9 protein-coding genes are annotated in these 14,615 nt (G+C 54.9%); 6 read left to right on the top strand and 3 right to left on the bottom strand.

Annotated features, from left to right (window positions below; all coding sequences use genetic code 11):
- Positions 1-25: 25 nt before the first annotated feature.
- From HB393_RS20880 to HB393_RS20870, 3 genes are all read left to right on the top strand, one after another.
- Positions 26-748: a 2OG-Fe(II) oxygenase gene (locus HB393_RS20880; protein ID WP_213807145.1), complete on the top strand. Its 723-nt coding sequence runs from the start codon at positions 26-28 to the stop codon at positions 746-748.
- 896 nt (positions 749-1,644) lie between these two features.
- On the top strand, positions 1,645-1,899 hold the full coding sequence (locus HB393_RS20875; protein WP_213807144.1) for a hypothetical protein: 255 nt from the start codon (positions 1,645-1,647) through the stop codon (positions 1,897-1,899).
- Positions 1,900-2,025: 126 nt separating this feature from the next.
- Positions 2,026-2,826: a hypothetical protein gene (locus HB393_RS20870; protein WP_345945353.1), complete on the top strand. Its 801-nt coding sequence runs from the start codon at positions 2,026-2,028 to the stop codon at positions 2,824-2,826.
- Positions 2,827-2,936: 110 nt separating this feature from the next.
- On the opposite strand, the gene HB393_RS20865 is transcribed toward HB393_RS20870, so the two are convergent.
- Both HB393_RS20865 and HB393_RS20860 read right to left on the bottom strand, forming a co-directional pair.
- Positions 2,937-3,587: a hypothetical protein gene (locus tag HB393_RS20865; RefSeq protein ID WP_213807143.1), complete on the bottom strand. Its 651-nt coding sequence runs from the start codon at positions 3,585-3,587 to the stop codon at positions 2,937-2,939.
- Between the two features lie 154 nt (positions 3,588-3,741).
- Positions 3,742-7,128 (bottom strand): carboxypeptidase regulatory-like domain-containing protein, encoded by a 3,387-nt coding sequence (locus HB393_RS20860; RefSeq protein WP_255551436.1) that lies wholly within the window; start codon positions 7,126-7,128, stop codon positions 3,742-3,744.
- Positions 7,129-7,995: 867 nt separating this feature from the next.
- Here HB393_RS20860 and HB393_RS20855 point away from each other — a divergent pair.
- Positions 7,996-8,436 (top strand): hypothetical protein, encoded by a 441-nt coding sequence (locus HB393_RS20855; RefSeq protein ID WP_213807141.1) that lies wholly within the window; start codon positions 7,996-7,998, stop codon positions 8,434-8,436.
- Positions 8,437-8,589: 153 nt separating this feature from the next.
- On the opposite strand, the gene HB393_RS20850 is transcribed toward HB393_RS20855, so the two are convergent.
- Positions 8,590-9,927, bottom strand: a complete 1,338-nt coding sequence (locus HB393_RS20850; RefSeq protein WP_213807140.1) for a hypothetical protein — start codon at positions 9,925-9,927, stop codon at positions 8,590-8,592.
- Between the two features lie 418 nt (positions 9,928-10,345).
- Here HB393_RS20850 and HB393_RS20845 point away from each other — a divergent pair, with 418 nt between their 5' ends.
- On the top strand, positions 10,346-11,821 hold the full coding sequence (locus HB393_RS20845) for a carboxypeptidase-like regulatory domain-containing protein (RefSeq protein ID WP_213807139.1): 1,476 nt from the start codon (positions 10,346-10,348) through the stop codon (positions 11,819-11,821).
- 139 nt (positions 11,822-11,960) lie between these two features.
- A complete protein-coding gene (locus tag HB393_RS20840) occupies positions 11,961-14,558 on the top strand; it encodes a hypothetical protein (RefSeq protein ID WP_213807138.1) in 2,598 nt (865 codons plus the stop codon).
- Positions 14,559-14,615: the final 57 nt, after the last annotated feature.

Genomic DNA, 14,615 nt, shown 5'->3' with positions numbered 1-14,615 from the left:
GTTACTTAGTCAAGAGGAGGAGCGGGTGCAATCCGCGTTGAAAAAGATGCCTGGATTACAGCTAATAGAGAGCGTTCTTTCACCGGAGGAATGCAATGCGATCATTGTCTCCTTGGATGAGTATGGAAGATCTTATGATATCCCGCTGATATATCGTCCGGAGCGCAAACGATCTCTCAAGTACAGCGTCATCAACGGCGAAGACATTCAAAAGAGACTGCCGACAATTCAAAAACTTTACGAAAGTATCCTTCCAACCGTGCAAAGCGTAACGAATCAGAACGTCGTACCTTTGCAAAATCGCATCGTCGGGGTAAATATCAACTTCACCCCTCCCGGGGGAGCATATCGGTGGCATTACGATCGAAACGCCGTGACTGCAGTTCTTTATTTGAACGAAGTGGACGGTGGAGAAATCGAAGCCTACCCCGACTATCGCTTTCTTCTAAAAGGGTCAAGGTCATCTAGATTACAGGGTTATGTAGACCGCTTGCTGCAACTTGGCATATTTCTTCGGCTTAGGCGCAAGCACATAATTGCACCCAAACCGGGTCGACTCGTAATCATGCGTGGAGATCGATGCTTGCATAGTGTGCGAACCGTCTCAGGCAGCCGGGACAGGATTTGCATAGTCATGTCGTTCGACTTCGCTAACGCAGTTTTTCCTCAAGAACTCGCACTTGACTCCTATCTCTATTCGTCGCAAAGGTATATCGCGAAACGTGACCCCAACTATTCATCTAGATGAAGCAGGTGGGACCGTTGCGTGAAATTGTCATAGGTAGCTTAGGACTTTGGGTCAGGGAACGAAGATAGCGAGCGTAATGGAAGCTTCAAATCATGAAAAGACGCTGCTGTATGCCACGTCGGGGGACAGCGTTTCCTGTTGTGTTCAAACTCCGGACTACGCGCTGATCTTTGCTTCGTGTGTCTTGAACTCCTGATGTGCTAACAGATGACGAACGCCTCCCATATGATCGCCATCAACCCTGTCACAAACAAGGTATACATCCTAGAATAAATGAACTTCTAAAGTGGTCACAGCCATTCATATGGTGACTAAATGGCTTTAACTCAAGATGAGCTGCGCGGAATGGAATTTCGTGAAGCACAAGCAACGATTACTCAAAAAATGTTTTGATCCGCTCTATGGATTCAGTATTTCGCAGATAGTTCATGCCCTACAAAGTTCTCGCTTGCTGAGCATTTGGTGGATGGTCCAGCGACGGCTGAAGCGATTGCCCAAGCAGGGGGGGAATGCTGACGCGACGAATCGTCTTCTGCGTGCATGTACGCCCTTTGGCTCTACGAGTTATGACCGATCTTCCGGCTTCTCGGCGACTCTGTAAGAGCGCTTCGAGCGGAATCATCTTCCTGAAGTCGTTCTTGTGGGTCGCACACGACCACAATGGGGAGCCCGTTGGAGGGCCAGGATCTTCGATCAGTCGGGGCTTCATGTGGAGCGTTGCCATCGCTGCCGACCCCGACTATGGCATCTCGTTCGATAAGAAATGGCGGCTCTATCTCGTGGGACAGGAACGCTTATAATGGCGGGCCAGGTTATCCGGTGGTGGGAGCTTCGTCCGCTGCACTGTAACGGCGTGCTGGATCGAGGTGGCAGCCATCGACGGGATGGAATGGCCGATGACAAAGGCAATCCCGTTGGGTGAGGACGTCATCGAACTCATGCTGCTGTTCGTGGGGCCCGTCGTCTATGGAGTGATGGCGAACCTCTGCTACACGCTTGGTTTAACGCTATCTCTGTACGTTGTTGGGCTCACATGGGTCAGTCTCTGTATCGCCACTGCCTTTTATTGGGATATCGATACTCACCAAGCGAACTTCGGCTTGTTGCAGCCTAAGAATCCCCGCGACATGAGTGGATCGGGTTCTCGTTAGCACTCCGATATCGATCTGTTATTCAATCCTGTTCCCCCGACGGAATTGATCGCAAAAGCGTGAAGAATGGCGAATGATGGAAGCTAGCCTTAGCGAAGCCAAAGTTATCGGAATCGAGTGTTCACGGTGAAAGTCAGTCATTCGATCTTATTCATCGCGATATGCATTCTCTCAGTCATGCGTTCATCCGCACAGGACCTCAATCTCAGTCCCACAAGGCCGACAATCGCCAATAGCGCCACTGTGCAAAGCGCTGATGTCCTCCAGGTCGAAACCGGTTATGATGCCTATCCACAGCGCACACCTGGCAATCAGCAGACAGTCGATACTCTCATAAGCTATACGCCTTCATCTAAGCTCAGGTTGGATTTTGGGTGGTCTGCCTTCAATCATCAGCAGGACGATAGCGGAACGACGAATGGAGTGGGGACAATCGCACTTGGCGGAAAGGCTGTGATTTATAAAGAGCAATATCACCAAGGTGCCCCTGGCCTTGCTGTGCAGTATGAAGCAGAGCTTCCCACAGCTTCCGAGTCAGCACTCCAGGGCTATGGTCAGCAACTCACTGTGCTCGTGAATCACCATTATGGCAAAGATGGGAAGGTCGACGTCATCCTGAATGGTTCCCTCGTACAATTGGACTGTCAAACAGTTCCCGGCTGCGCTTATGGGGGCCAACAATCATTCGCGCTTAGCTTCCACGCCCAAAAACAGACTAGGTTGTATGCTGAAATTTTCGGCCAGAACAACTCACAATCGAATACGCCGCCTGGAACTTACGTCTTCAGTGGATTTTACCGTCAGCTTAGCGAGTCATTCGGCATAGATGGCGGCCTACGTTTCGGGGTCAGCAATCATTCGGCGAGCTTCGGCACCACAATTGGTGTGGTTTTCGGCAAGCGGCTTAGCCACGGTAAATCGAACTGAAGACAACCGAGGGTGGGAGGATACTCCGCTCGGAGACCCATACGGTAACTTGTTTCGGATAGATCGCTACTTCATAGAGTTCGCTTCCAAGGCCTCCGTAGTTGATCAGCTTACAGAATATTCACGGCACGCGCGGCGAGAAGCGCAACGGTTGCAAACGAGATAAGCGATTGCACCATCATCAGAACCTTGGCCCAGGGTGAAAGAACCGGTGAGTCAGTAGGCGAGAACGCGGTGCTGGTGTTGAAGGCTAGAAAAAGATAGTCTACAAAGTTTGGACTCCAGCATTGCTCCCCCATGGAGCGTTTAGCCTGCTGATCGAGGGTCATCTGCGGAAACAAGAACGCTCCGTCGCTATGCACCCCGCGCAGTTCGCGGGCACGAGGGCCACCTGCGTCCAATCTCCAGTACCAAGATGCGAACACGAGGATATTGGTGATCCACAAAGCGGCAGCGGAGCGCAGCAGATCCTGAGGGGACTCTCTATGCGAAGGCAGGGCTGCCACGAGCAAGTAAAGTGACCAAATCATATCAACAGTGACGACGCCGGTTACGATATATCCGAGGACCTTATTGAGATTGTCTAGCCCACGCTGGCGCGACCACACCGTGGGCACCAGCAGCAATCCGACGATGGCAATGAGAAGCCAGCCGGGACCCGCCGATAAGGCTTCTGGAAGAGCCAGCCGCAATCCACCTACAGCGAGCAGGGCAAGAATGGCTGGCCAGCGAGGTTCGAGATGCTGCGGCGGATTGGCCATAGTCCATTCTCCACCACGCAGACTAGACCGTGAAGATAATACGTCGAACGCTCAGGGATTTGCTGACTGTTTTCCAAGCGGGAGAAATAGTAACCTGTTACCGGCGAGGGCAGGTAAGTCCCACCCGCCCTCGTCCGACATACTCACTGGATCTTTAGAAGCTGTAGCGAAGGCTGGCCTGCATCGATCTTTGGCCGGTCTTGCTGGTCACTCGACCAAAGGTCGAGCTAGTTGGATTCACATCAGGAGGCGAGAGGTTAGGGTGGTTGAGGAAATTGAAGGCTTCGAAGCGGAAGCTGAGGTATTGCTCTTTGAACGTATAGAAACGCTTCTGTACTCCCGCGTTGAAGTTCTCTACGCCAGGAGTCCGTATGATATTTCGGTTATGTTGCGGCGTAAAACTCCCGTTAGCTGGAGCAACAAAGGCGGCTGGGTTGAACCAGAAATTCCTATCGGTTGTACCAGCAGAAAACGTGCCTGAGGCGCGCAAATTCGCACCAGGAACGGTTGAGTAAAACTGTGCGCCACCACCTGTTCCCACACCGGCAATATCCGCCGAGGTGGTGACTGAGATCGGAACGCCAGTCTGGAAGTTGTAAATCTGAGTAACCTGCCAGCCACCAAGGAGCTCTCGTGCCAACCGGTTGTTTCCGTGAAATGGAATCTCGGCGATTCCGTTGATCGTGACCGCATGACGTATGTCGTAATCGGCAGTGCCACAAAGATACTTCGGATCTAGAAAATTAGGAAGAAAGTTTTTCTGGAACGATCCACAGTCTGTCGCATGCGCGAAGGTATAGGCCGCTCCGAAGCTAAAGCCCTTCTGGAAGCGATGATTCAAATCCATCTGGAGTCCGGAGTAGGCGGATCCGGATCCCTGCGTAACGAGCGTGATCGGACCATAGCCTGCGTAGGGACGGTAGGAGTTGATATTCAGTTTTGCCGTGGCAGCAGCCATCACTGACCCGACAGGGGCCTGGTTTAGATTCGACTGGAATTGACCGTGCAGTCCCCGGCGACCAACGTAGGCCACGCCGAGTATCGTGTGGAGCGGAAGCTCACGTTCAATCGAAAGATTCCAGACATACGCTTCGGGTTGTGGCGAGCTGCGATCGACACGACCGGAGATGGTGGGGAACGAACCCGCCGCGCCTCCACCTGGGTTATCGGCGCTGCCGCCACTGATTCCTGCATACGATTGCAATGGCGGTGCGCCGCCCTCAAAGACGCCGTCTGAAACGCCCTGACGGCTCATGTAGCGGCCAAAACCCGACCGGACGACCGTCTTCGAATTCACCGCGTATGCAACACCGATGCGCGGCTGGAAGGTGGTGTAATGCACATCGATGTAGCCGCGCGGAAGATTGTGGAAGAGAGAATTGGCTGTCCCGGTCGTAGCTAGCGGGACGTGCTGCTTGGCGCTGTCCGTAAAACCATTACCGAAAAGCACTGTGCCATTGAGGGGATCCCCTGTCCCGACGATGGGATTTCCATTGCTATCCAGCTTTACTGCGTTTGCTGAACTATAGAAAGCCGGATCAAAAGTGCCGATATTATTCCAGAGGCTATAAAACGGATTCACGATGGAGTAGCGTACACCGTAGTCTATGTGTAACTTGTGCGTCGCCTTCCAGGAGTCCTGCACGAAGAAGTCGAACATGTTTGCGCGATAGGGTGTCTCTGAACGCTGCCCTACCTCAGCATAACTTTGGAAGATGCCCAATGCGGCATCCGCTGTATCAAGACCGGTACCAGCCGGATTCAAGCTGGAGAACTCAAACTTTCCGTTTTGATTATTTGTCTGTCCAGGAACGGTGTTTTGGCCGGAGATCTGGTCATCGTCATTTTCGCCGGCTCGCTCGTAGAGCACGCCGGCGCGCAAGGTATGGTTCCCTACGATGTGGGTGAAAGTGTCGGCATAATCGAACACCTCGCCCTGCGAGTGGGAAGGATAGGCGCTTCCATCCATCGTAGTAATGGCACTGTTATCGAATTGAACCGTTGGGATCTTGTTTGGCAGGTCCTTTCCATTCGGAAAAAGGAACGGATAGTTGATGCCGTACCTCGTACGGTCATAGAGTCCGGTGCTCGTATCGATCGAAAGACGATCTGCACCATGCGCCGCCGTGACTAGAACTTCATTAATCGTGTTCGAGGTGAAGGTGTGCACCCAGTCCAGAGACACCGTCTGGTTAGGCCGGTTGAAAATTCGTGGCACAAGGTCATAGGCAGCCGAGAACGGATTGTCCTCGTAGTAGTAGAAGTGCGTGAGCCGGAAACGGATGTAGTCCTTTGCCGTTGGAATAATGTCCAGGTTGCCACTATCGATCTGCTGAGTCTGCGGATGCTTTGCGACCTGCAAGAGGTTCTGCGTGCCCACCAGGAAGCCAGGTGTTGGCGACGGGAAAGCGGTTAAGAGACCAACGCCGTTCGGACTAAGGCGATTTTTCGGGATGATATTGCCGGGAAAACAGGCTGGGCCACCGGTCTTCGGGTCGCACACCCCAATAGCCTGGGGATCGCGTAAGTGGGTGGCAACGGAGGAGAAGTCACCAGTTCGGAAGGCCGGATTCGGCACCGTCACGGGCGCGGTGTTTGTCGCTGGAAAGTGGACGAAGGCTTCGGAGTAGAGAAAAAAGACCTTTCCCTTGGGTAGCACATGAGGGATATAAGCAGGGCCATTGACGCTGAATCCAAACTGGTTATAGGTGAACGGAGCCACGTAGTTCGACTTCACACTCTTTGGCAAAGAAGGATCGAAGTTAGCCGTGGCATGATTGCGCACCCATGTGTTCGCATTCAGCACCGGATTCTGCAGATACTCATATAGCGTGCCGTGAAAGCGATCCGTACCGGCGCGCGTGATAATGCGTACCTGCCCACCCACAGACCGGCCATACTCAGCCGGATAGTTCGACGCCAGTACCTGAACTTCCTGCACATTCTCCAGATCCACCACACCCACTGAATCTCCGCTGGCGCGCACGCGCACCGCGATCGCTCCATCATAGGTCACCAGATTGTCGCGTTCGCGTGCTCCGTTGATATTGAGACCGCCCAGGCCGGTGCTGAACTGGAAGTTCGAGACGTTCCCCGTTGTGCTGGTTACACCTGCCTTAAGTAAGGCCAGAGTAATAGGGTTGCGGCCACTCAGGGGGAGCAGTTCGGCCTGCTTGCTGGTGATCACCCGGCCCAGAACAGTACTGTCCGTCTGGATGCTGGTCTCCTGCGCCGCTACCTGCACCGTCTCACTGGTACTGCCTATGGTTAACTTTAGATTGGCAGTAGTCGAAACCGCCGGGTCAAGATTGTTCCCCCTGCTCGTCAGCATCTGGAAGGTCGGCGCCTGCACCATAATGGTGTAACGCCCCGGCGAGAGGCTGGGAATGGTGTAATACCCGGAGCTGTTCGTCTCCGTTTTATGCTCCGCCCCGGTCGCTTCGTCGATCACTGTGATCGCCGCGTCGCGGATCACTGCCCCGGATTGGTCGGAGATGGTGCCAGAAACACCTGAAAGATCGGACTGTGCGAGCAGAGGCATGCCATAGCACATCAGAAAGCACAGAAGAAATAGGAATACAGAATGCCACTGCTTCCGCTGTAGGGAGAAAAAGGTACGCCAGGAAATCATCACGTAGGTAGCCTCGGAAAAAATTGAGCAAGAGTAAGGTGCGCGCATGGGAAGTCAGATTCGAGTCTCTGTACCACCACGCATGGATGCCCAGATCATCGGGGAGACATCCGCACGCCACAAGGTGGTCAATCCTGTGTAAGGCGCATCCGAACACGTAGACCATCGCCAAGAGAAGGACTTACAAGGGCGCTTCGCGAAATATTCATCGTCATGTAATCGCCCTTCACCCGTCTACACACCCGTGTAAAAAGGGTTTTATTACCCTCCTCCAGCTTCGGGGCCATTCATAGCATTCACTTTTTACGAAGCGTGAGTCGATCAGTGGGATGACTGCGGAGATCCGTAGCGTTTGGCCAGTAGGGCCCCCGCTTGGTTTCTTTCGCGCTTCCGTCCCAATCTGCCGCCCTCGGGTGTTGACCCGTTCAGGTACTGCCGGCAAGTCAGTCCCGAGCCGCCTGTTCCTCTTGGTTGTGGAACGGCAGAGCCAACCTAAAGGGGTTGCACTTGTCGTATGCCCGCGCGTTCCGACATATCCTGCAGGAGTTTAATTGGAAAATCTGCCAGGCCGGACGACACCATCGCCTCTCCACCCTCCGAATGCAGAGGCCCAAAGGCTAAACACATTCCTGTTTTGTCCCAGTGGCCCCGGCCCTGCGGCAAAAAGTTTCTCAAATTCGCGGATTGAGGAATGTGCCGGTCACCCAGACCGAACTGTGTATGCCGGAAGATAACTCATCACTCTCTTTCAGCTTCTAATCCAACCGAGGAGAGTTTATGTCCTACGCTAAATCTCTTGCTTTGTCGGTTCTTACGATCGCTCTCTTGCCCAGTGCATCGGTGGCGCCAGCACAGGTTTCCATTAACATCGGTGCTGCACCCGTATGTCCCTATGGATACTATGATTACGCTCCCTATGATTGCGCACCATACGGCTACTATGGGCCCGATTGGTTTGCTGGCGGTCTGTTCATCGGGGCTGGGCCCTGGTTTCACGGCCCCCACGGCTTTTATGGCCACGTCGACAACCGTTATGATCCTCACTATGGCTACAGGGGACCGTTGCCAGGTCGTGGGGAGCAGCCCTTCAATCACTTCCATGCAAATGAGGCGAGAGATGGTCGGGGACACATAGGTAATGCCGGTCATGACGGTGGCGCCGAGCGCGGTCTGCCCGGAGCTCGAGAGAATGGTCATGGCGGCGATGGCCACCGCTAAGTGCCTGCGCTTCAGAAACGGAAGGGTGTGTGTATCAAGCGGAGACTTGATACACACATCCCGCTGGTCATATTAGTTAGACGCGGACGAGAATTGATATCATAGTGAACCACTTTCATGGCTCCGATACCTACAAGGTTCTGCCAGAATCGACTACCAAAACGTCACTGCCACGACCTCGGGTGCTGTGGGAGCTCCGTCCACAACGTGAGTCTTCAAAACGAACTGCAGATTCTTCTGTTTCCATTCCTTTGGAGCTTTGCCGAGCTCCTTATTCATTTGATCCGGTCGAGTCAGAAAATATCCGGCTGCGCGACTGCCGAAGCTGGAGATGCCCGCGGCAGTCACGAGAAACTGGCCCGTCTCCGCATCCAAAACTCTCGAGACGATCGCAAAATCCTCATCGGTTTTGCCGTCGGCTCCAAGCTGGGGCAGAGTCCAGCTTCGTTTGCTTCCAGTCTGCTCTTGAACAAAACGTACTGAATCTCTTTCCACGAAGACGTAAGGCATTCGCATCAATGTTCTTTCTGTCCATCGGTTCGAGAAGGCGCCGATCAGGACACTTGGAGAGTCGGATAACTCCGAGTATGAGGTCTCGGTCGAGATGCGAAATTCCGTCGTTTTGCCAAGACTTCCAAACAGGGCGCTCAATAGAGAAGCCGCGTTCGCATCTCCGGCGCCCACGAACTCATTCTTCACTGGAATCAGATCCGATCCCTTAAGCGGGGTTTCTGCCGGCTCGATGATGGCATTCCGCGCCTCTTCCGGGGAGAGGCCCCGGCGGTGTGTATAGGCGGTTCGAAAAGACTTCGAATAGTTGTACGCCACCGGACTGCCGATACAGATAAGAACCGGTTTCGAGCTGCGAACGGCGGGAGCCCAGAAAGCCTGAAAGGGAGTCTCGGTGGCAGGCTCCGACGTCCTTACCGACGGATTGAGCCTGCGATGGCCGAAGAATGCCATCAGCAGAACGAGGATAAGGAATCCCGCAGCCAGAGTAAGCTTGGCCATCGGGAAACGACGCTCAAGATCGGCAATTCCATTACCGCATGTTGGGGTGATCTTCCCGCTTTTCTCCGCAATGCCGAACGAGGCTGGGGGTAGGGAAGGCGTACTGCGTTCGGGAGGCAGGAAGTGCGGTATGTACGAGCCAGAAGGAATCTCGATGCGGCATGCAGGTACTGCCTCTGCGACTGAGTAGTACTGGACTAAACGTCGCCGGACATCGCTCGCGCGCACCCGCACTACGGAGTCGCCGTCGGTCTGGTAGGCGGGGTTGCGGCCAAAGACCTCAATTCCGATCATCCGCTCTTTCAGTACGTCGTACTGGCCATCGAGAGCGCGGTCCACAACAAACTGTAAGAACTGTTTACAGCGTGGACTACCATGGAAGGCAGGACTCTTCAGGATGCGGCTCAGCTCCTCCTGGGCCTTTAGTCTTAGCTCTTCGCTCTCTGCAATCATCGCCTGATCTTTCTTCGCTAGTATCATCCGCGTCTGACGAACTGAATCTTGAATCCCGTATCCGGGAGAACCGATCCTTCGTGGTCCGGGGCGTCATCGTGACCGGTTTGTGAAGCGTGGACATCGTGGAATATGTAAAAAGACTCGCAGAGCGTTGTAAACACTGAATGAATTCGTGAACAGACGATGAGTCAATATCTGCGTAAGCTACCGGCTCGTGAACGTATATCTATTTAGATCCAATAACTTGCGACTCCGCGTAACCGTTACGAACCGCGTTGAGCCTACTTTTCCTTGACAGCCTGCGAGACAGTCTGAATGTCCGACCGCTTCCCGCATCCGTGGCGGACCCTGGAGTGCCGACGTGCTGACTTTGATCTCTAACCGCTCGACCAGTTTTCGTTTCAAGAAAACTGCCCCATGGTTCCGCTATGGTTGGATCCGGATGGCCGTGCTATCCGCGACGATGTTACTGATTAGCCTCTTCGTGCTGCCGTTACGTCCTCTTCGTGCCTGGGGCGGAACTGCACATTCCTTTATCATCGATGCCGCTCTGACCTCTATCCCGGCTCAGGATCGAATTGCCATCCGCCTTGGTAGTGAGGTCCGACACCTGCGCAATACCGTTCAGATGGGAGATTGGGTGAACTCGCTTATTGTGGATTGCGAGAATTGGCATGTAACCACCGAAGACTTCCCGTTGATCGGCTCCGAATATTTCGGCAATGACTATCTCCTCTTCCCCAAGGCTCCCCACACCTACTCGCACGTTATGCCACAGGTGGCCGAGACATATACCCCATTTTTTCTCCGCACGCTCCAGGCCCTTCGGACAGAAGACGCCACCAATGCGAGCCGCTGGATGGGAACCCTGCTTCACTTCGTAACGGACTCCGGATCGCCATCCCATACCATCCCCGTTCTCGGCCCCAATCACACAAAGATGGAGAACTGGCTGGACGCTTCGACCATCGATCTGCGCAGCTACCATCCGATGCTGCTCGGCCGCACCGACGTTGAAGCTTTAGCGGGCCTACAGACTCGTATGGCGGGGCTGATCGCAAGAAACAAGATCATCGCCCAGAGAATGGTGCCTTACGCCCAGGCGGACGACCGCGCCCACCTGGAACCGCTCGCTATGGATTGCGCCACCGAGACAGCCAAGGTTGCCGCCGATGTTATCCACACGTTGCTCGTCCTCACTCCTCCCGTTCCAGACAGCCAAACCGGTACTCTCGTTGTCACTGTGACCGCGCCATTCCTTCCGGAGCATCCCCTCCTGCCCGCCAAGCTTGTGCTTTTAGGTACGGACTATAGCACGCTTAGCGAGTCGGTCAGCGCGGGCTCATTCGACTATGCGGGCTCCTTTCACGTCTCCCATCTTCCCCCCGGCCGTTACCACGCGGCGGTAGAGCGCCCCGGCTCCGCAACCCTCTTCCCCGGGGACTTCGTTCTCGAAGCGGGTCATGAACTCGCATTGGACTGGAAGCTGGTATCCGCACACCGAAACCTTGTGCAGAATTCTGATTTCGCTCTGCACTGGGTCCGGCCGGACGCTCCGGACCACTGGCACTACGAACCGGCAAAGAAGAGTTGGATCTCCGATAATATCCCGGTTACCGTCGGGAATCATTACCTCGCGTCCGTGGCTTCCACCGGAACGACGCAGGTCCATCTTGAATGGATGGCACAGCACTGGAAGACAACAGATGATGCTGCCATCTCACTCAACAACACCAACTCACCGGTTGACGTGCTGGTGCCCGCAACTGCTGTCTATGTGCGCTTCGTCGTGGATGGTGTTGATGGCCCCAATGTCCACATTCGTTCGCTCTCCTTCGCTCGATCCTCCGGATCTGCCGACGGTACGAACTCCCGTTCCCAAGTCCTCCTTCCACCTCGCCATTCAGATAACCCATAGCATGCGCTTGCAACGATCCCGTGCTGTACGACCCTGAACCTCTGTCGCACAGCTTGGCTTCACTCTTACATCTTGGTAATACGCAGGACCTGCAGCTTTGATCAGGTCCGCGCCCACGGCACTCTTTCAGGAGTTAAAAATGAAGTCACTGGCAGCCCTCCGTTCCTTGTGTGCAGCAGTCCTCGCGACCATGATGTGTCTCTTCGGTCAAGCCGTGGCTCAAACGGTGACGCCTCCCAACGTCCCGGGTATGGCCGTACCCTTTCCTTATCTCTATCTGAATGGTCCCAGTCACTGGGGCTTCATGGCTCCGCAGAATGCGAACCCCGCGCAGTCCGGATTTCTGCAGTCAGTGCCTGTCACCCGTGTCGTAGGCGGCCAAGGCGTTCACTGGGGAGACATTATGACTGCGCCGCCAGTTGCTGGCGACGGCAACGCCCACTATGACGTAGGCCTCAAGGGTCTCGGCATGAACTACGATACCTCCATCTCCGGAGACTCCGACTGCTCAACCATCACCAACCAATACTGGTGGCCCATGGCGACCTGCTTCTCGCAAAACGGCCACTACAGCTCTCAGCCTAACGACATTCTCTATACCTTCTACACCGTGCCTGCCTGGGCCTCCGTCATCAATGGCACCCACGGCAGCCCACTCAATGGCTGGAGCGTAGCCAGCAGCTCTGCCAGTTGTGCTCCCAGCACCACCTGTCGCATTACCCTCAGCACGACCGGGTTTCCGGGCATCTACAACGGGACCGTTCTCGTCTACTCTGTTGCCGGCACTACGTTCAACGAGACCGTCACCGCAGTCGACAACACTGTCCCCACGGCTCCTGTCATCACATTCAGTCGAGGCGGCGGAGGCTCCACTGGCACCGCCAGCAATAGCTTCCTCACCTTTACCAATTCAGAGCCTCCCTCTGACGCCGACAATGCCACTGAGACTTGCGTTATGCCCGACGGCAACGCCGCTACCGGCCATTGCTTCTTCAAGGAGTACGTCACCTGGATGATGATGCATACCTGCCGGGATGCCAGCGGTCACTTCGGAGGTGTCACTGTGCGATATGCGGTTGGAGACACGAACGCACTCTCCACTTGTGTCATCCACTATTGGGAGGGATGGAACGAGTTCAACTCTGACGGTTTCTGGCGCGGCAACCACACCCAACTCGCACAGATGATGAACGACGCGGCCTACATCATCCATCAGTACTGCAACAACTGTTACGTCGCGGCCGGAAGTGTGACAGCAGGTGGAGACGCCGGGCACTTCAATTCAAATGTACCTAAGACGGATGGCTCCGGAGTCTACATCGAGGCCCTCGGCCAACTCCTCCACGACTGGCAGGGGCTCCACGCCAGTACCAAACCTGACATGCTCTCCATCCATCCGTATCCGGGGTATGACAACATCTATATGCCCGCGATGCCCGAGACGAACATGCCTATCCAATGGGATCCGTCGGTCGCGCCTTACTCCACGGCACTCGCAACCAACTCCTGTGCCACCACCAACGTGGCAGGATGCATCAACATCTGCACCTATTCCACAGGATACAAACCGACTAGTGTGACGGGCTGTACTGCATACATTGAAAACCCCCGACCGGCAGGTACTGCAAGCGATGCGTGGGCCGGTGCGGCCGCTGCCGGTTGTGGCACCCAGACCACCAGCTACACCACCTACGTAAAAGCCTCCATCTACGCCGCTGACCCGAGCCCTCTGTTGCACTGTCGCGACTCTTTCGTCAACGACTTCAAGGCCACACGCGCCATGCTCAGCCAACTCTTCACCGTGGGTGATCTTACCTCCAGTTGGATCAGTACCTCGCTCCCGATATGGAATACCGAAAGCGGTTGGGGCAGTGGGGCCGAGACCAATTTCCTCGGCGCCAATGCTGTTTCCCTTACCGACCCGCACGATGCATCCCTCACCACCTTTGTGCAACAGTCCTATGCGGCACGCATGGGCATTCTGGCCGCCGAGACCGACTCTGCACTGAACCTCTGGTATCAGTGGGATATCTTCCACGCTAATTCGGCCTGTTCGGCCGGTGTAGGTGACTGCAATGCCTATCCCATCGACCTTCAATCGCCATGGCAGGATATGAGTCAGAACTGGGGGCAACTCGGAAGTCTATTCACTGCAGGCGCCACGAACACCACAGGTAGCTTCAAACCCACCCGCGCCGCTTACACATGGAACCGCGTCGAGCACTGGCTCAACGGAGCCACCTTCTCTGGCACAGCACCCATCGGAACACGCGTCAACAGCACCTTCTACAACTACGGCACTGTCATCTACGATGGCCAGAATATTCACACTGTTAAAGTCGCGGGCACCTCGGGATCATCCGCCCCGACCTGGAATAAGGCACTATACGGAACGACGGTCGACGGCTCGACCCTGGTCTGGGAAGACATGGGCGATGCGAACTGCCGTGATCTCAGTACCTTTTCCTCCGCGAACGTGCTCAGTCCGAACGTCTTCGCCTGCTATATCGCCAAGACCGGCGGATACAAAGGAACCATCGCCTGGTACACCCCGTTCGATAGTGTCTACGTCATGACGGAGCCAATAGGACAGAACTGCCTCAAGGACATCGATGGCGGCGTCTTCACCGAAACCGCTGGATCGACCCATCACGTCTACAACCGTCCCGTCTTGTTCGACAACTCCAGCTGCGGCGGCCCTACAGATGGCCTGCCGGAATCGGACTATACCCCGTAACGCAGAAAAGACCACCAATACAGCGAAATCAGTAGGTCATCTTCGTGATTCTAAGGC

Source organism: Granulicella sp. dw_53 (assembly GCF_018449545.1).
Classification (GTDB): Bacteria; Acidobacteriota; Terriglobia; order Terriglobales; family Acidobacteriaceae; genus Edaphobacter.
The sequence above is the reverse complement of the archived record's forward strand: the minus strand, read 5'-3'. Positions and strand labels throughout refer to the sequence as shown.

Bases quoted from the DNA above. Each gene is read 5' to 3' on its own strand.
- HB393_RS20865 (WP_213807143.1), bottom strand. From the start codon at position 3,587: ATGGCCAATCCGCCGCAGCATCTCGAACCTCGCTGGCCAGCCATTCTT.
- HB393_RS20855 (WP_213807141.1), top strand. From the start codon at position 7,996: ATGTCCTACGCTAAATCTCTTGCTTTGTCGGTTCTTACGATCGCTCTC.
- HB393_RS20875 (WP_213807144.1), top strand. From the start codon at position 1,645: ATGACAAAGGCAATCCCGTTGGGTGAGGACGTCATCGAACTCATGCTG.
- HB393_RS20860 (WP_255551436.1), bottom strand. From the start codon at position 7,128: ATGCCTCTGCTCGCACAGTCCGATCTTTCAGGTGTTTCTGGCACCATC.
- HB393_RS20845 (WP_213807139.1), top strand. From the start codon at position 10,346: ATGGCCGTGCTATCCGCGACGATGTTACTGATTAGCCTCTTCGTGCTG.
- HB393_RS20850 (WP_213807140.1), bottom strand. From the start codon at position 9,927: ATGATACTAGCGAAGAAAGATCAGGCGATGATTGCAGAGAGCGAAGAG.
- HB393_RS20840 (WP_213807138.1), top strand. From the start codon at position 11,961: ATGAAGTCACTGGCAGCCCTCCGTTCCTTGTGTGCAGCAGTCCTCGCG.